An 18,278-nucleotide genomic window follows, 5' to 3' on the forward strand; every position below is an offset into this window, starting at 1 on the left:
TGGTGTAACGCGATATCGCGAAACCACGCTTAGTTCATGATGTTTTCGGTGAACCACTTGCGCCATTCGGGCGTGAGTTCCGCGCGCAACTTCGAGTCGATCACAATGGTCTGCTTGTCCCACTGCGAGCGCGTCGTGAACACGCCAGGCAGCGCGGCATCGGCCGGGGCCACGGTGGCGTTGTCGACCACCGGACTCGCTTTTTCCATCGCGACGATCTTGGCCTGCACCGCTGGTGACAGCGCGATATTCATAAACTTGTAGGCCAGCGCTGCCTTCTTCGAGCCTTTCATGATGCCCATGGTGTCGATGCCGAGCACCGCACCTTCTTTCGGAATCACCACCTTGAGTGGTACACCCTGACCGATCTGGTAGTAAGCGTTCATCGAAAGCAGCACTTCGACCGGCGTTTCACCCGTTTGAATTAGCTGCTCGCCGTTGGCGTCGTCGGTGTAGAACGCTTTGAAGTTCGGTTTGAGCGCCTTGAGCTTGTCCTCGCCCTTCTGCCAGTTCTTCGCGTCGCCGCCCGAAAGCACGGCCGCGACCGTGATGATGTGGCTCGGATCCCAGTCCGGCGCCGAAAGCTTGCCCTTGAGCGCCGGATTCCACAGGTCGTTCCAGCTGTCGAACTTCATGCCCGGTGGAACCATATCGGTGCGATACCCGATGGTGTAGACATACGCCCACGTGCCGATGTGATACGGGCTGATCTTCGCCTGATCCATGAGGTGCGCGTAGTTCGGCAGCTTGCTCGTGTCGAGCTTCTCGAACAGATTGCTATTGGCGTAGAGCCAGCCGACCTGCGAAGTCGTGACTGTCACGTCGCTTTCTGGCGTCTTGGCGAGCTTGGCCTTGTTCAGACGGTCGATAGTGCCGCCCGTCACGTACTTCACCGGCACGCCGGTTTCCTTGGTGAACTCCTGGCCGACCGTCTGGTCGATCATGTCGCGGAAGTTGCCGCCCCAGGTGCTAACGACGAGCGCGTCTTCGGCGTTCGCGGTGCCCGCGATCAGTGCGCCGAACGCAATGCTGGCTGTGAATAGTGTCTTGATCACTCTAAATCCCGTAGGTTGATGGATGAATCGCGTCGTGTGCTGGCCAGACGCCCGGTTCGCGGTGTGTTCAGGTACACGTGAATAGTGAAAGAGTTGATCTTGATCACCAAGTTGCCTTTTCTGCAGGCATGACTCGCAATTCCTGACGTCCGATTTTTCTCTAACGTGAACGGTTGCGAACGCTCGTGCCGCCTGCACACTTTCGGAAAAGCTGAGACACCGCCCTGGAAAAACCAAATAGGCAGCGTCGCGGGTCTCGGTGACTATCTGATCCATCGCAAGCGCGCGCTCCGTTTCGCCACGATGCGGCGACGCTATCGGTCGATCCCAGTCAACCCAACCCATTCGTGCCATGAAACACAAACGTATCCGCACCTTCAACACCCAAGCCACCTACCCCGAACAGAAGCTCGACAACGATTTGTGCCAGGCCGTGGTCGCACGCGGCCAGTTCGTGTTCCTGCGCGGCCAGATCGGGCAGAACCTTGACACCTCAGAGAGCGTGTGCATTGGCGACGCGGCGGGGCAGGCCGAACAGGCCATGTCGAACATCGCCATGCTGCTCGGCGAAGCGGGCGGCGAACTCGCCGACATCTGCAAGATCACCGTCTACATCACCGACCCGCGCTACCGCGAGGAGGTGTATCGCGTAGTCGGCAAATGGCTCAAGGGCGTTTTCCCCGTTTCCACGGGCATCGTGGTCTCAGCGCTCGCGCGTCCCGAATGGCTCGTGGAAGTCGACGCCACCGCTGTGATCCCCGATTGATCCGCCATAGACCTCCGACTGACACACGACCTTGAGGCAATCCTCATGACCTTCTCGATCATTGCGCGCTGCCCGCAAACCGGCCAGTTCGGCGCGGCGGTGGCCTCGTCGTCGCCCGCAGTGGCGGCTCGCTGCATTCGCGGCCGCGCGGGCGTGGGCGCGGCGGCCAGCCAGAACATCACCGACCCGTCGCTCGGCCCGCAGGCGCTCGACCTGATGGCGGCCGGACACACGCCCGCCGAGGCGCTCGAACGACTGCGCCGACAGCCGTTCGTCGACTACCGTCAATTGATGGCAATCGACGCGCATGGCACACCGACTGTCTTTACCGGCGCCAACGCGCTCGGCACGCTCGCGAGCGTCACCGGCGAACACGCCGCGTGCGCGGGCAACATGCTCGCCTCGCGCGACGTACCCGCCGCCATGCTCGCCGCGTTCGAGCACAGCACGGGGCCGCTCGCCGAGCGTTTGATGCTGGCGCTACTCGCGGGCGAAGCGGCAGGTGGTGAAGAAGGGCCAGTTCACTCGGCCGGTTTGCTGGTGTACGGCGAACTGGATTGGCCGATGGTGGATCTGCGCATGGACTGGGTAGAGGAAGCCCCGGTGGAAATGCTGCACGCCGCATGGCAGGTGTACGCGCCCCAGGTGAGCGACTACATCACGCGTGCCCGCGACCCGCGCGCTGCGCCGAGCTTCGGCGTACCCGGCGATTTTTGACGAGATAACGCCGATTCTTGCTTTATGCGAAGATCGGCTTGCCTGTGCTGGACTTGGTTCCGGTGGCGTTCCCTCACGTATGTCCCTGGTCCTGCTCATGCTAAATCGGATTTCCCTTCGCCAAATGGAGTATTTCCTGGCGGCCGCCCAATACGGCAGCATCGCCATCGCCTCCAATCAGATTCATATCTCCGCGCCGTCCATTTCCGCGGCCATCGCGCATATGGAAACGGAACTCGGCATTCAACTGTTCATCCGCCATCCGTCGAAGGGCATGACGCTCACGCCCATAGGCGCTCAGGTTACGCAGGAATGCGAGCAATTGCTGGACCGCGCGTCCAGGCTCTATGAGATCGCTTCCGATTCCAGCGAGGCGATGCAAGGCGTGCTGCGCGTGGGCTGCTTCCAGTCGCTCACGCCAATGATCGCGCCCGAGGTCATCTTCGGTTTCAAGCGCGCGTTCAGCAAGATCGATCTGCAACTCGTGGAAGGCGATCAGCGCGATCTGATGGAAAAGCTCCGTAACGGCGAGATTGATGTCGCCATTACCTACGACCTGGAATTGAGCAACGAAGTGCAATTCGAGGTGCTGTGCCAGTTGCCGCCGCACGTGATCGTCAACGAAGTGCATCCGCTCGCGCAGCAAAACGCGGTGACGCTCGGCGAACTCGCGCCGCTGCCAATGGTATTGCTCGACTTGCCGATGAGCCGCGACTACTTTCTCTCGTTGTTCGCGCAGGCGGGCGTGGAGCCGAATATCGTCGCGCGCTCGCGCTCGGAAGACGTCGTGCGCTCGCTGGTCTGCAACGGCATCGGCTATGCGCTCTTCAACGTACGCCCGAAGTCGAATCAGTCACTCGACGGCAAGCGCTTTGCGCGCCTGCGCCTCGCGGGCGAACACAGACCGATGCTGCTGGGGCTTGCCACTTATGCGCCGGCCAAACAGCCGCGCCTCGCGCAAGTGTTCATGGAGCGCTGCCGCGCTTACATCTCCGACCAGTACATTCCCGGCATGAGCGCCGCGAGCTACTTCGATCCGCATCTCACCGGCGTGAGCACCGATGCGACTGCCGCGCAGTCCAACGTGCACGCCATTCGCGCCGCCTGAACACGTGAGCCAAAATACTGCGCGCGTGCGTGGTGGTCTGCAGGAAATCCGCGACGAGGTGATAGCGCAACATTGTGGTCTTAAATTGCCGATTGACGGCAGCGAGTCGCACCGTGCGAGGTTCGGCGGCGGAATGCAAATGGTTGAACTCCGGCGCGGGCGTGATAAGCAGTACGTGTGCGAGCGCCAGTCAATGCGTACACGCGGCTGCCCATTCGCCGCCGCTGTCTGGGTCGGCGAATAAAATTTTTCCGGCCCAGGCTTACACAGCGCCGCGCGTTCTGCACGTGTAGCACGCGACACGAAGGAGTGCCGCAGTTGCGAGGATTGACGTCAGGTCAATTACCGGTCAAAGACAATTATCGGAGCAAAGAACGAGGAGAAAGCAAGATTTCGTGCAGGATCGAAGAAGGGAAAGACACTGCAAACACAGGCACAATCAGCGTACATAGTTAGGAAACGAAAGTTTAACGTAAATCAGAAGCTGTCGCTGATATCGAAGCCGAGTTGGGCACGCTTTTATTGGCCCGGACCACACGCGCCGTTATTCCGACCGAGGCAGGGGCCGACTATCTCATTCGCGTCGAGGCCGTGCTCGATCAGCTTGACGATGCCGGACAAAGCGTCCGGCAGGATGAGCTTCGTGGAACGCTTCGCGTAGGAATGCCGACGAGTGCCGGCGTGCGGGAGATCATTCCCCGACTTCCCCCTTTTGCTGAGCGTCACCCGCTGCTACGGATCGAGGTCGTGCTTGACGACCGTCGCCAGGACCTTGTCCGGGACGCAGTCGATGTCGCCATCCGTATCGGAACCCTCCCGGACTCGAACGCGACGGCGCGTCTGCTCACCAGCTACGCGCGACTGATCGTCGCCTCCCCTGCATATCTCGCGCGATGCGGCACGCCCATTTCGCCGGACGCGCTCGTCGGTCACCGGATCGTCTATGGACCTGCGGCCAGCGTCAGTACCGCCTGGACGTTCACGCACAAGGGTATAACCACCAATGTGCCGATAGAACCCAACATATCGTTCAGCGACAACGAGGGCGCGGTTGCAGCCGTTAAGGCTGGCTTGGGTATTACTTCGATTGGATACTGGGCCTGCCGCAGGGAACTGGAGGAAGGATCGCTCGTGCCGATCCTCACCGACTGGTCGATGGTCGGCACCAAGGTGCATGCCTATTTCCCCCTCGGCCGCGCGACCCGGACGGCGGCCCGCGCCTTCATCAATTTCTTGTTGGACGAGTTCAGCGAAAGCGTCGACGTGACACGCGCTGGATGACGCTGCAGCATCCCAGTCATGCGTATGCCGCGTGTCGATATGTGAAAGGCTGAGTCACTGCTCTGCGCAGAACACAGCGCCCATGAAACGTTCAGACGATCAATGCTTCTCCGGCAGGGGCGCGGACCGATGATTGTTCACGAGCAGAAAAGAGCATTGCCTGGAGCTACGGCAGGTTCCCTTTTGTCTGCTGCGCACTGGACGGCGCCGGAGTTTTGGTCAGGACGCGGCTCAGACCTTGGCGGCACATAAGACTTCGACGAGTGACTGTCTGTCACTCGTCGAGAGCCGTTCACCGAAGGTTTGCGGATGACTCCTTTTTGGCCGTTCGCGGCACTCGACGCTCGCAGATGGTCGCCCGTCGCCGAGCCGCCCCCAACTTCCGGGGCCGATCCTGAACTGACGTTCTTTGCTTGACCGCGAGGACCGCTTCCAAGGTGAAAGGACTTTTCATGGTGGCGGTGTCTCGAGGCAGAGCAACCGTTCACCGCACGGGCTCTGCCAGATCTTCCTCCACGAAGCGCAAGATGGCCTCCGCCAAGGCCTCGCGTGGGTAGGCATTCGCTGTCACGAAGAGCGCCCCGATCGTCGGATGCGTCCGGGCAACCGGCACCGCCAGCGCCCAGTGATCCGCGTTGACGTAGGCCAGCAGCGTACTGCCAGGCACAACCTGATCGTAGAAGATGACCTGACTGTCGTTTCGCGAGTCGACGCGCGACAGCTTGTCGTAGCTCGACTTCAGGATTGACGAGATGCGTTCGGGTTGCGGGAATGTCACGATCGAGTAGTAATGCAGCTCGGCCGGAAGCGGGTGCTGCGCCAGCCATGCCTTGCGGGTCGCCGGTCTCAGGCTCTGCACGGCGCCACCATCGCCCGATGTGCAGGTCGCGCCCGGAAAGTATCGCAGCAGATCGGCCTGGTACTGCTCGGCGTCATTGGCAAGCGGCGATCCGCCAATTGCGCCGGCTGCACTCACCACCGCCGCCACGCGGTTTCGGATTTCCGGATAGGCGACCAGCGCTTCGAGGATGTCGGGCGCCCCCTTTGAATAACCGATCAGCACGATGCGCGGCGCACCCTCGGGCGCCGGCATGGCCATGATCGCGTCGCGAATCTGCCGCGCGTTATTGGTGGAACTCGACAGCGCATCGACGTCGATCAGCGTTGCGTCAAAGCCGAAGTGGCGCAGGTGCGTCACGACAGTATTGGGCGGATCCAGCCACGGTTTGAAGCAGTCGTAGCCGATTCCCGACACGACTGCGGCGATCAGGTGCTGTCTCGATTGACCCAGTTCGACGGGCTCGCCGGTGCCCGCGGGCTCGGTGCCCACTCGGGTCAGTGCGTCCTCGCAGGGCCGGTAATCCGGTAGCGCCGGACCGCGCGCCGCAAGCACCGCGCAATAGATTTCCCGGAAGCGCCCTCGCTTGTCCGCGACCCCGGCCTCGGATGCCGGCACGAGAACCATCGGCGGCGTATCGGCCGAGTACGGGATAAGCGGCCTCGTCGCACACGCGCCGAACAGAAGGCTCAACGTCATCGTCGCCAGCACGGCGCACATCAGACGCCACGCATCGATGGCGGCAACCCGCCATCGTGATAACACGAGCGACGGCCCGCGGTTCATGTCACTGGCGTGCATCGCCGGTTGCTCCAGGTTGGCGGGTATCGGGCTCGTCCAGATAAGGCACCCAGTCGAGAAGCTCCACATCCGACAGACTGCGCGGCCGGGTCGCGAAGAACACGACCGCACGCAAGCCGTCCGTCTGGTAGGTCGCGCCATCGAGCGTCGTGCGGGGACGAGTGGGCGATGCCACGCCAACACCATTCACATATCCAAGCTTGTCAAGACCACCCGAATACATCAGGTCCTGAGTGAGGAAGTTGCGTGCCTCATCGACGTTCCCCTGCAGAGTGGGATGTGTTTCACCGCGCGGAGCAAAGCGCCCCCCGACAGGGCGACCGACCTGCGCGACGTAAACCAGTTGCCCTTGAAAGCGGATTGGGGCGAGCCATCCCCGTATCCATGTCGCAGGCGCGCCCGCCTGCGCCTGCTTGCGCATGACGAAGTCCGGTTCCCGCCCGAAGACCCGCTGCGCGAGGTCGGACTCGCGCGCGTCACGCCGATAGTCGCGCCGGACCAGCGCGGCCCCGATGTCAGTGAGCTGGCCGATGCCAACGGCGTTCAGCGGATCGGCCTGAATCGTCCCGCTCGCGTCAGTGGCACAGCATGGCAACCGTTCGAGCGCGGCCCGCAGCGACGCAAGGTCCTTGTAGTCCGCGATCGCGGATTCGGGGAACGGAAAAGGGATCTGCGCGAGCTGCGGATCGACCGTGCCGCCGGGCACGCGCAGAAACAACGAGAAAGGAATCAGCGTCTGGTTTCCCAACAGATCGACATTGACGAGCTTGATGCCCTGATCGTGGTTGGTGAACAGGATGCCCGACCGTGTCGCGCCTGGCGGGATCGGGTTGCTGAAGCCGAGATCGCGGAAATACTGGTCCATGCGCGTATTCGTTGCACCGCCGAACAGCGTATGCATGGACCACGCTACTTCGTGAGGCGAAAAGTAGTCCGGGTCAGTACCCGAGCGCAACAGCCACAGAGCCTGCGATGTCCCGTTCTCCACCTCGATCCATAGCGGCTGGACTCCCGTCCTGTTGACGTCGGCGCCATACATCCGCTCGCTGTCTTCACTGCTGAGCACAGTCGCACTCACGCGCACGCTGCGGCTGGTGGCACTGACCTCACGTTGACGCAGCGGCCCATCGTCGGCCACGGGCGGAGGGTGCCACGTCGCACACCCGGCCAGCGCAAGCGCAAGGCCAAGCGCACGTCCCGCATGGCGGCGTGCACGATGCACAGTCTGCGAAGTGCTCACGGCTTCGCTCCGGGCGCCACGTGCATGATTCTGTACGGCAAGATCCACGGGAAGACTTCGATCTCCGGTAGCGACCTCGGCGTGCGGTCGAATACCAGCACCACGCGATAGCCATCGGTGTAGTACGGATCCGTTGTCAGGTTCGTGCGCGGCGCGCTGTCCTGTGCGGGGCCCACTCCCGTCACGTGGCCGAGCTTCATCAGATTCTGCGAATACGCCATGTCTTCGGTCAGCGCAGTGCGTGCCTCGTCCACGTCCGGGTCGATCTTGTGTGTGGTGAACGTTGGAGAGTGCCAGGTCAGACGGGTACCGATATCGCGGCTGATCTGTCCAACCCAGACGAGTCTGTCGTGGTAACGCATGTCGCTGAGCCACAGGCGCATATGGTTGCGCTGGTGGATGTCGCCCCGCGCCTTTTGCAATGCGAGGTCCTGTGCGCGCCCGAAGAGATAAAGGTCGCTCACGGGCGCGTTGACGTACGCTTCGCCGGACAGTGCAGCGCTGATCATCCGCCTGATCGCGCCGGACGATTTCTGCTCCGTGAGGCTCCAGCCCCGCCGGACGAGTGCGGGAAGCGCGTCGTCGCGGCTGCCGACGATCACCAGGTTGAGCGGGTCACCATTCTCCGAGCCGTCCTCGTTTGTCGCGCAGCATGGCAGGGCTTCAAGCGCCGCGCGGAAATTCGCGTCATCCGTGTAGTTCACGGTGGGCTCTTGCGGATCGGTGATGCGTTTGAATACCTGGCTGCGCGTGTAGTCGCCCTCGAATCCCGGCACGGCCACGAAAATCGAAAACGTCCGGGCGCGTCCTCTCGCGACGAGGTCCACCTGCACCAGCTTCGCACCTTCATTGAGGTTGGTCAGCACAAACCCCGAGACGGGCTCTCCGGGACGGACAGGGTTACGAAAGGCGAGACCACGGAAGCGGCGGTCAAGGTCGGACCGCTGGTTGTTTGAAGCAGTGCCGGAAAACGCCTCGGCCGCCTCCGACGCTGGAAAGAAATTCGGATCCATGCCCGGCGACAGGAGAAAGTAGCTACGGTCTTCGCGGTTCCGGACCTCGATCCAGACGGGCTGGATATTCCTGTCGGCAAGCGGCACGCCGTAAATCGCCGCACTTTCCTCTGGCGAAAGCACGGCGGTCGAAATCTCGATGCCGCCCTCCGTGCGTGTCACCGCGCGGTTCTGATAGGCGGGTATCGGACCCAATGGCCGGGTTGCAGTACAGCCCACCAGTATGCAGCCCAAGAAGAAGGCAACGAGCATCTGCACGATGCGGCTCATCGAGACACCTCTTTGCGGGGATCCTGGGGCCCAATCGCATCTATGTGGGACGATCGCGCGCGTCTTGAAGCCAGAGGTCAACAGGCTGTTCGCGGCCCGCGCGAAGATATGCGCGAAATGTACTGCTCAGTTTAGTTGATTGGGGCCGCACCAGCCATGTCTCGCCTGACGCCGCGCGAATACCGTTTACGGATGAATCGCCGGTACCGTGCGGACCATGAAAGTCCGGAACTTTGTGCAGAGCAGTCGCGCGGAGGTCCGCGTGACGGCGATGTCGAATGGCCCCGCGTGGCCGACTGTACCCAGTCATAGAAGCCGCCTGATAGCCGTCGTTGAAATTTTCAACGGCAGCGCTACATCCCGTTCATGAAGCTGGTGCATCCGGCCAGAGCGACATTCGGAGTGTACGGGACGCATGCCTAAAACAAACCTGGCTTACATCGACGGAAACTGAACACTATCATTCAATGCTTAACCACACCGTTCTCCAACAGTTGCAATGCCTCAGCTGCCACGCCCTGTCACGCATTGAAATTGTGCATATAGTCAGGAAAGGCTAGACGCAAGTTCAGCGAAATTCTGCCGGGAACTGCGAGCCTACTATTATGTAAGCAGTACTAGATAACGCCAGCGGACGTGACACCGGCGCAAGCACCACAAAGAGGCGGTATGCATAACATAAAGTATTTCGAGGTCAATCGCCGTACCACCTGGCTCGAGGCGTTCTTCGATCTGATTTTTGCGGTGACGATCGGTGATGTTACGCATATCTTGAGCCACACGCACGAGGGTCATCTCGACCCGCTCCAGTTCTGGAAATTCGTCCTGGTTTTCATACCTTTGTGGTGGATTTGGGCAAGCCACACGATGTATGCCAACCGCTTCGATGCCGATGACCGGAAGCATCGGCTGGCAACCCTGCTCATCATGTTCCAGCTGATCATCATCTCAGGCCTGATCGACCGACGATTCCTGACTAGCTTTGAGGCCATCATCGTCTGCTACGCCGGTTCGAAATACATCGTCGCCATAATGTATTTCGTGTCCAGGTACCGGCATAAGGGGTGCGAGGCACTCACAACGGCAGTTGGCTGGGTAATCTTCGCGGGTACCACTATCAGCCTCGCTTCGATCCTGTTCCCGGCGCCACAGCGATATGTCGTGTTTTACCTTGGAATACTGTTTGATCTGGTTGTGTTCATCTTTTTTTTGCCGCGTCGTCTCCAGGTCATCCCAGTGCATACCGAGCATCTGATCGAGCGTGTGGGCCTGCTCACGATCATCATGCTGGGAGAGTCCGTTAGCAGCCTGTCCACGGGACTGGCCAACATCAGCTGGACTGTGGGTAAGCTGCTGACGGCCGCTACCGGCTTCGTGATGATATCGGGCATCTGGTGGGTTTACTTTGACAGTTTTCACCTGCTGACCAAACAGAAGCTCACGACCGGCCATTCGGTCCTGTACTCGCACTTTTTCGTCTTCATCGGCCTGTCGATTTTAGCGAGCCTGATCCGGCACGCGACTCTGGACGACATGGTGATATCCGATTTCCGGGTACTGTCGGTCATCGGCGCGGTTTGCTTTTTCATTGGAAAGCAGTACGGCTACTTCCTGGAGCGGCCCGAGTTGCGGCGCCAACTGGTTGTCAACACCATGGTCGTCTTCGTGTTGACCTGGTTTGCCGTGCTATTGTCCAGAACCGATTACATCTTGCTCGGTCTCACCGCTGCAGTGATTTGTTATGCTTTCCTCAGCCTCCGATACCTGAACGTCTCGCCCAAGCATCACGACCGTCCGCGCGACAGCGCTGCCACAGAAGATCGAAACCGCGAGCCAGAGTCACGCAAACACATGGCGCGCGCTCCAAAGCGACCTCTTGGAGATTCGGACTGAACCCACGTTTTGCACTCCGCCCGCGGATAGAGGGCTGCTTGAGTGGTCGTGCACGAGGATCTTCCACGCCTTGCCCGTCGTCACGAATCGCTCCAGCAGCCGGCGACCGTTTTCCGTGAGATGGATCTTCAGGTCGTCAGCAATGGCAGTCCGCATGTACGACGCTGGACGAAGTTCTCGACATCCGGCGGACCTGGCGTCGCTAGAGTAATCAGACCGGCTCCGAAACGATCGACGCGAAACTCTGTCACATCACTCCCGCTTGATGTCGTCGGTTCTCATCGCTGCTCCTCGGTCTGCTGAGGGACTAACGCGCGCACGCGGGCCACGCCCAGCGCCGCGCATCCGTCTGCAGCAGGACAACGGTAGGGCGCGCGGGGCAGATTTCCTCCCTTCGCCAGCGCAGTTTTTGCGGAATGCTGCCGTACTTTCACATCTGAAAGCCGCGCAGCGGGAGCGCAGAGATCCGACAAGTCTTTGCAGGAATGAGAAAGAAGTGCAACCGGCAAGAGCCTAGTCTTAATGTCTTCGTCGTTGGGTCAATGACCGCGTCGACGAGATCGGCGCCATCTCGTGCCTGCATGCGTGATCGGGATCGCGATGATCGGCAGGCTCCATTCGAGCGTGGCGTGCCTTACCCAGGCCGCGACGGCAACATCGATCGGACCTCACACACCGAACAAGGAGAAATTTCATGGCTGCGAGCGGCAATCGCGTAGTAACGTTCATGGGTCCGATGAAGATGGAGCTGCAGACTTTCGACTATCCGAAGCTGGTCACCCCGACAGGCAAGAAAGCCAATCACGGCGCCATCCTCAAGATCGTGACGACGAATATCTGCGGCAGCGACCAGCATATCTACCGCGGCCGCTTTGCCGCGCCTGTGGGGATGGTGATGGGACATGAGATGACCGGGGAAGTCATCGAGGTCGGACCGGACGTCGAGTTCATCAAGAAGGGCGACCTATGTTCGGTCCCGTTCAACGTCTCTTGCGGGCGCTGCCGCAATTGCAAGGAGCGGCACACCGATGTATGCATGAACGTCAATGACGCCGTCGATTGCGGTGCCTATGGCTTCAATCTGGGCGGCTGGCAGGGTGGCCAATCCGACTACCTCATGGTGCCTTACGCCGATTGGAACCTGCTGCCTTTCCCGGACAAGGACCAGGCGATGGAGAAGATCCGGGATCTCACGCTGTTATCGGACATCCTGCCGACAGGCTTCCATGGTCTGATGGAGGCCGGGGCCAAGGTCGGCTCGACCGTCTATATCGCCGGGGCCGGGCCGGTGGGCCGGTGCGCCGCGGCGGGCGCTCGCCTGATCGGCGCGTCTTGCATCATCGTGGCCGATACCAACCGGGCGCGGCTGGACCTGCTGAAGAATAATGGCTGCGAGGTGGTCGATCTCACCCAGGACACGCCGGTGGCCGACCAGATCGAAGCAATCCTCGGCAAGCGGGAGGTGGATTGCGGCGTGGATTGCGTCGGGCTGGAGGCGCACGGCTGTGGCCCCGAGGCGAACAGTGAGCACTCGGAGGCGGTAATCAACACGCTTCTCGAAGTGGTGCGGGCCGGTGGGGCGATGGGCGTGCCCGGCATCTATACCGACGCCGACCCGAAGGCGAGCACCGATCTGACGAAGAAGGGCCAACTTCCCGTTGGCTTCGGCAAGGCCTGGATCAAGTCGCCGAAACTAACGGCGGGGCAGGCGCCGATCATGCACTACAACCGCGACCTGATGATGGCGATCCTGTGGGATCGGATGCCCTATCTTGGCGCCATGCTGAACACTGAGATCATCACGCTGGAGCAGGCGCCTGAGGCGTACAAGACGTTCAGCGATGGCTCGCCGAAGAAGTTCGTCATCGATCCGCACGGCAGCGTGAAGAAAGCCGCATAGAGCTGGAAGTTGTTACGAGGCGCTCGACTGCTCCTCTCCTTCGGGCGCCCCGATCCGTCACATGAGGCGGGTGAGATAACCGGACGGGTCACCGACTCGCGAGGGCGCCCGAGATAATGGAGCAAGAAGTCGTGGCAAGCAATCTCGGCGTCGTCTATCGAGCTCCCGGCAAAGTCGCCGTCGAGGCCCTGCGAGACCCAGCTCGCGCGCAAGCTGGATCACGGGGTCTAACAGACCTTGGCAATTTCCTGCTGATAGCAGCCATCCGCCGAATCGCAGGCGCGAACGACACATGTTCGGCTTTCGCGATGCGCGTCGTACGCAGGCGTTTCTCGCATGCTTGGGCCGATCAGGCAGCACGTCGCCTTGCCCGGACATCAGATGAACGCGGCATGTCATCACGACATACTCAAGAAACGCATCACCGCCTCGCATGGTTGGACCGTCGACGATGAAATCGAGCAGGATACCCATGTTTATCAGAGACATAGCCTATGCAGCGCCTGAGCCGGTCCACTACGCATTCAGGATACCCGCCTATACGATGATCAACCTGCGCCACCGACTGGGCGTCAGTGAGCGCAAGGCGCCACCAACAGGCGCGTCATTGCCCTATGGTTTCCTGACGATATTGGTGTGTTGAACAACACCCGCCGGCTGCAACTGAAACTTTCATTTTTGTGGAGTACGTATGAAAGCTGTGGTCTATAACGAGTCGGTCCCGCTCGGTTCACCGGATGCCCTGACCGACACCACATTGCCCGAGGCTGAGCCAACCGGGTACGACCTGTCGGTGCAAGTGCATTCGGTCTCGGTGAACCCGGTCGACACCAAGATCCGTGGCGGCGTGCTGCCGCCCCCAGTGGTGCCAAAGGTGCTGGGTTGGGATGCGTCCGGCGTGGTACGCGCCGTGGGCGACAAAGTCACCCTGTTCAAACCCGGCGATCGCGTCATGTACGCCGGTTCGCTGTTACGGGCGGGCACCAACAGCGAGCTGCACCTGGTCGACGAGCGCATCGTCGGTCCGATGCCGAAGAGCCTCAGCTTCGAGCAAGCGGCCGCGCTGCCGCTGACCTCGATCACGGCCTGGGAGTTGCTGTTCGACCGTTTGCAGGTGCGCGATGGCAAAGACCCGATCGGGACGCTGCTGATCATTGGCGGCGCCGGCGGCGTCGGCTCGATACTGACCCAGCTGGCGCGCCGGCTGACCGGCCTGACCGTGATCGCCACCGCATCGCGGCCGGAAACACGGGAGTGGGTGCGCGAGCTTGGCGCGCACCATGTGATCGACCACACGAAGCCGATGCCGGCGCAATTGCGCGGCCTTGGCATTGACGAGGTCGATTACGTGGCGAGCCTCACCCACACTGACAGGCACCTGGTCGAGATCGCCGAGATGCTGGCGCCGCAGGGCAGGCTGGGGCTGATCGATGACCCCGTGTCGCTCGACGTGCCGATCCTCAAGCCCAAGAGCATCTCGCTGCACTGGGAATTGATGTACACCCGCTCGATGTACCAGACCCCAGACATGATCGAGCAGCACAATATTCTGGTCCGGGTCGCCGAACTGGTCGACGCCGGCGTACTGCGCACGACGCTGGCGGAGCATTTCGGCACCATCAACGCGGCCAATCTGCGCCGCGCCCATGCCTTGCTCGAGAGCGGCAAGGCGCGCGGCAAGATCGTGCTATCCGGGTTTTGAGATTTCGAGCTCCCTTGCTTCGGGCTGACGGCCTGGCAGCCGGAGCACAGAAAACTGAAGCTGCAGCAGCCAGGGCAGGCGGTCCTGATTACGGGCGCTGGCGGCGGCGTAGGGGGTGCGGTGCAGATGTGCGGCCAGGGCGACGCGCTTGCCTGGTTCATGCGCCTGACTCAGGCCCGCGGGGTCGATGCGCTGATCGATCTGGTGTCGGCTGACCCGGCCACGGCCCTGCTGCCGTTACTCCGCCACAACGGCGAGATGGTGTGCGTGGTCGGAATCAAGTGCCGCTTTGGCTATTTCCAGACGGATCGGGCGGTAGGCGCGAGGCTGCCCGTCAGCGTGTCCTCGCGTTCTTATCGGTGCGTCACTATGATCAATACACCCGGTGCGGAGCACGTATCATTGTCCGCCACCTCAATGCGTGCAACAGGAGCCATGTCATGGTCAAGACCGCGTTATTCGTCCGGCTGGAAGCGAAGCCGGGCAAGGAGCAGGAAGTAGAAGCCTTTCTGATGGGCGGATTGCCGCTCGTCGAAGCGGAGCCCGCAACGATCGCGTGGTTCGGCCTGCGCCTCGGTCCGTCCACGTTCGGCATCTTCGATACTTTTCCCGACGAAGCTGGCCGCCAGGCGCATCTCGCGGGCAAGGTCGCCGAGGCGCTGATGGCGAAAGCCGCGGACCTCTTTGCCAGGCCGCCCGAAATCGCGCGCATCGACGTGCTCGCGGCGAAGCTGCCCGGCTAGCTGGCCTGCGGATTGCTGCTCCGCAGCGGATGAACTCCCGTCCGAAACCCTTCCCCGAAACCGCGCGCGATGGCTTCGTGCGCGTGCGCGGCGCGCGCGAACACAACCTGAAGAATATCGACGTCGACATTCCGCGTGATGCGCTAGTTGTATTCACGGGCGTGTCCGGCTCCGGCAAGTCGTCACTCGCATTCGGCACGCTCTACGCCGAGGCGCAGCGGCGCTACTTCGAGTCGGTCGCGCCTTACGCGCGCCGCCTGATCGACCAGGTCGGCGTGCCCGAATTCGATTCGATCGAAGGACTGCCGCCCGCCGTCGCGCTTCAGCAGCAGCGCGGCACGCCGAGCGCGCGCTCGTCGGTGGGAAGCGTCACGACGCTTTCCAGCCTCGTGCGCATGCTGTACTCGCGCACCGGCAGCTATCCGCCGAAGCAGCCGATGCTCTACGCCGAGGACTTCTCGCCGAACACGGTGCAGGGCGCCTGCCCGACGTGCCACGGGCTCGGACGCGTGTACGAAGTCACCGAAAAGTCGATGGTCCCCGACGACACGCTCACGATCCGCGAGCGCGCGATCGCCGCGTGGCCGCCCGCGTGGCACGGGCAGAATCTGCGCGACATCCTCGTCACGCTCGGCTACGACATAGATACTCCGTGGCGCGAGTTGCCGAAAAAGGACCGCGACTGGATCCTTTTCACCGAAGATACACCTACGGTGCCCGTCTACGCCGGCTTGACGCCCGAGGAAACGCGGCGTGCGATCAAGCGCAAGATGGAGCCGAGCTATCAGGGCACGTTCACCGGCGCGCGCCGCTATGTGTTGCACACGTTCGCGAATACGCAAAGCGCGCTGATGAAGAAACGCGTGTCGCGCTACATGATCGGCAGCGAGTGCCCGGCATGTCACGGCAAGCGATTGAAACGCGAGGCGTTGTCCGTGACGTTCGCCGGACTCGACATCGCCGCGTTCTCGCAGATGCCGCTCGTGCGCCTCGCCGACCTGCTCGGCCCGATCGCGCGCGGCGAGCTGCCCGCGCACACCCACGGCATCGACGGCGACAGCGCAATCCTTGGCAGGCAGGCGATGCGCGAAGCGACCGAGAAGCGCGTCGCAGCGGGCGGCTCCGCGCACAAGGCGGCGCCGAACGTGCGGCGCACGCCCAACATGTCGGACGAGAAGCGCGTCGCAGCGCAACGCATCGCGGAGGAATTGCTCGAACGCCTCACGACGCTGATCGACCTCGGGCTCGGCTACCTCGCGCTGGATCGCTCGACGCCTACGCTTTCATCGGGCGAGTTGCAGCGCTTGCGGCTCGCGACGCAACTTGCCTCGCAACTGTTCAGCGTCGTGTACGTGCTCGACGAGCCGTCGGCAGGGTTGCATCCTGCCGATGGCGAAGCGCTTTTCACGGCGCTCGAGCGGCTGAAGGCGGCGGGCAATTCGCTTTTCGTCGTCGAGCACGATCTGAGCGTGATGCGACGCGCGGACTGGCTCGTCGATGTCGGCCCGGCCGCGGGCGAAGCAGGCGGTCACGTGGTGTACAGCGGGCCGCCGGCGGGACTCGCGAAGGTCGAAGCGTCGCAGACGCGCAAGCATCTCTTCGCCACGCACAAGCGTGCCGCGCACACTCCCCGCACGCCTTCAGGCTGGTTGCGGCTCGCGAAAATCACGCGCAACAATCTGCACGGACTCGATGCGGCGTTTCCGCTCGGCTGCTTCACGACCGTGACGGGCGTATCGGGCTCGGGCAAATCGAGCCTCGTCAGTCAGGCGCTGCCGGAGCTCGTCGCGGGACGCCTCGGCCGCACCATCACGCCGGACGCCGACGAAGAACTCGACCCGCTCCTCGCCGCCGATACACAGCCCACCAGCGGCGACATCGTCGAAGGAATGGAGGCGATCCGGCGGCTCGTGCGTGTCGACCAGAAGCCGATCGGCCGCACGCCGCGCTCGAATCTCGCGACCTACACAGGCCTCTTCGATCACGTGCGCAAGCTTTTCGCCGAGACGCCGGCCGCCCGCAAACGCCGCTACGACGCCGGTCGCTTCTCGTTCAACGTCGCGAAAGGCCGCTGCCCGACGTGCGAAGGCGAAGGGTTCGTCAGCGTCGAACTGCTATTCCTGCCGAGCGTGTATGCGCCCTGCTCCACCTGCCACGGTACGCGCTACAACGGGCCGACGCTCGAAATCGAATGGCGTGGCAAGAACATCGCGCAGGTGCTCGGATTGACGGTCGATGCCGCCTGCGACTTCTTCGCCGACGAAGCGCAAGTCATGCGCGCGCTGCAAGTGCTGCGGGACATCGGCCTCGGTTATTTAAGGCTCGGACAGCCCGCGACGGAGTTATCGGGCGGCGAGGCGCAGCGCATCAAGCTCGCGACCGAACTGCAGCGCGCGCAGCGCGGTGACTCGCTCTACATCCTCGACGAGCCGACGACAGGCCTCCACCCCGCCGACGTCGACCGGCTGATGACGCAGTTGCAGGGTCTCGTCGACGCGGGCAACACGGTGATCGTCGTCGAGCATGACATGCGTGTCGCGGCGCACAGCGACTGGCTGATCGACATCGGACCGGGCGCGGGCGACGACGGCGGAAGGGCGGTTGCGTGCGGCCCGCCTGCAGAAGTCGCGAAAGTGGCAGAAAGCCGCACGGCCGCTTATCTGCGCGAGCGTTTGTCGCAAACTTGAAAACTGCGGTGAAAACAGCGGTGAAAACAGCGGCCGAAGCCGCAGTGCTGTTCAGTTAAGGTATTCAGGTATTGAACGGTGTAGCGGCGAGGTCTGGCGCTGTGGAATCCGCTGACGGAAAACGTGATCGACAGCCTGGCCTGTCAACTGCTCGATGCCGTTCAGAGATGGCGTCTCAACCAGGTCAGGCATCCAAAGCGGCCGATCGGTCCCGCCGCACAGGCGCTCATCACGTTTGTCACTGACGAGATATAGCGCGTGACG

13 protein-coding genes and 1 pseudogene are annotated in these 18,278 nt (G+C 62.1%); 10 read left to right on the forward strand and 4 right to left on the reverse strand.

The annotated features are described in order from the left end of the window. Window positions 1–29: 29 nt before the first annotated feature. Window positions 30–1,439 carry an ABC transporter substrate-binding protein gene (locus C2L66_RS37305; RefSeq protein WP_233445068.1) on the reverse strand — a complete coding sequence of 470 codons (1,410 nt, stop codon included), beginning with the start codon at window positions 1,437–1,439 and terminating at the stop codon, window positions 30–32. On the opposite strand from C2L66_RS37305, the gene C2L66_RS37310 reads away from it, so the two are divergent. The 4 genes from C2L66_RS37310 to C2L66_RS37325 all read left to right on the forward strand — a co-directional run bounded on the left by C2L66_RS37310 (window position 1,408) and on the right by C2L66_RS37325 (window position 4,927). Then, window positions 1,408–1,821: a RidA family protein gene (locus C2L66_RS37310; RefSeq protein WP_060609087.1), complete on the forward strand. Its 414-nt coding sequence runs from the start codon at window positions 1,408–1,410 to the stop codon at window positions 1,819–1,821. The two genes, C2L66_RS37305 and C2L66_RS37310, sit on opposite strands and share 32 nt — an antisense overlap. A 45-nt stretch (window positions 1,822–1,866) precedes the next feature. Continuing rightward, a complete protein-coding gene (locus C2L66_RS37315; protein WP_060609090.1) occupies window positions 1,867–2,538 on the forward strand; it encodes a DUF1028 domain-containing protein in 672 nt (223 codons plus the stop codon). Window positions 2,539–2,635: 97 nt separating this feature from the next. Next, window positions 2,636–3,646: a LysR substrate-binding domain-containing protein gene (locus C2L66_RS37320; protein WP_054931128.1), complete on the forward strand. Its 1,011-nt coding sequence runs from the start codon at window positions 2,636–2,638 to the stop codon at window positions 3,644–3,646. Between the two features lie 507 nt (window positions 3,647–4,153). Then, window positions 4,154–4,927, forward strand: a complete 774-nt coding sequence (locus tag C2L66_RS37325) for a LysR family transcriptional regulator (RefSeq protein ID WP_208459766.1) — start codon at window positions 4,154–4,156, stop codon at window positions 4,925–4,927. A gap of 484 nt (window positions 4,928–5,411) precedes the next feature. Here C2L66_RS37325 and C2L66_RS37330 read toward each other — a convergent pair whose 3' ends face one another. The 3 genes from C2L66_RS37330 to C2L66_RS37340 all read right to left on the reverse strand — a co-directional run bounded on the left by C2L66_RS37330 (window position 5,412) and on the right by C2L66_RS37340 (window position 9,089). Continuing rightward, a complete protein-coding gene (locus tag C2L66_RS37330) occupies window positions 5,412–6,485 on the reverse strand; it encodes a lipase family protein (protein WP_060610582.1) in 1,074 nt (357 codons plus the stop codon). Window positions 6,486–6,552: 67 nt separating this feature from the next. Further along, a complete protein-coding gene (locus C2L66_RS37335; protein ID WP_060609093.1) occupies window positions 6,553–7,806 on the reverse strand; it encodes an LssY C-terminal domain-containing protein in 1,254 nt (417 codons plus the stop codon). Further along, entirely contained in the window at window positions 7,803–9,089 is a 1,287-nt protein-coding gene (locus C2L66_RS37340) for an LssY C-terminal domain-containing protein (protein WP_060609095.1), read from the reverse strand. Before C2L66_RS37340 ends, C2L66_RS37335 begins: the two co-directional genes overlap by 4 nt. A gap of 669 nt (window positions 9,090–9,758) precedes the next feature. Between C2L66_RS37340 and C2L66_RS37345 the strand changes: the two genes are divergently transcribed. From C2L66_RS37345 to C2L66_RS37375, 6 genes and pseudogenes are all read left to right on the forward strand, one after another. Next, window positions 9,759–10,982 (forward strand): low temperature requirement protein A, encoded by a 1,224-nt coding sequence (locus tag C2L66_RS37345; RefSeq protein WP_233445069.1) that lies wholly within the window; start codon window positions 9,759–9,761, stop codon window positions 10,980–10,982. A 694-nt stretch (window positions 10,983–11,676) separates the two neighbouring features. Further along, the gene (locus C2L66_RS37355) at window positions 11,677–12,882 is read left to right on the forward strand and encodes an alcohol dehydrogenase catalytic domain-containing protein (protein ID WP_060609097.1); all 1,206 of its coding nucleotides are present in this window, start codon (window positions 11,677–11,679) and stop codon (window positions 12,880–12,882) included. Window positions 12,883–13,132: 250 nt separating this feature from the next. Then, window positions 13,133–13,389, forward strand: a pseudogene (locus C2L66_RS42515) (hypothetical protein); the annotation flags it as partial. Window positions 13,390–13,573: 184 nt separating this feature from the next. After that, window positions 13,574–14,584 carry a zinc-binding alcohol dehydrogenase family protein gene (locus tag C2L66_RS37365; RefSeq protein WP_054931159.1) on the forward strand — a complete coding sequence of 337 codons (1,011 nt, stop codon included), beginning with the start codon at window positions 13,574–13,576 and terminating at the stop codon, window positions 14,582–14,584. Between the two features lie 440 nt (window positions 14,585–15,024). Next, the gene (locus C2L66_RS37370) at window positions 15,025–15,327 is read left to right on the forward strand and encodes a putative quinol monooxygenase (RefSeq protein WP_060609100.1); all 303 of its coding nucleotides are present in this window, start codon (window positions 15,025–15,027) and stop codon (window positions 15,325–15,327) included. Between the two features lie 29 nt (window positions 15,328–15,356). Next, complete coding sequence (locus tag C2L66_RS37375; RefSeq protein ID WP_060609103.1) at window positions 15,357–18,014, forward strand: excinuclease ABC subunit UvrA; 2,658 nt, start codon at window positions 15,357–15,359, stop codon at window positions 18,012–18,014. Window positions 18,015–18,278: the final 264 nt, after the last annotated feature.

The sequence above is a fragment of the Paraburkholderia caribensis genome (genome assembly GCF_002902945.1).
GTDB classification, from domain to species: Bacteria; Pseudomonadota; Gammaproteobacteria; order Burkholderiales; family Burkholderiaceae; genus Paraburkholderia; species Paraburkholderia caribensis.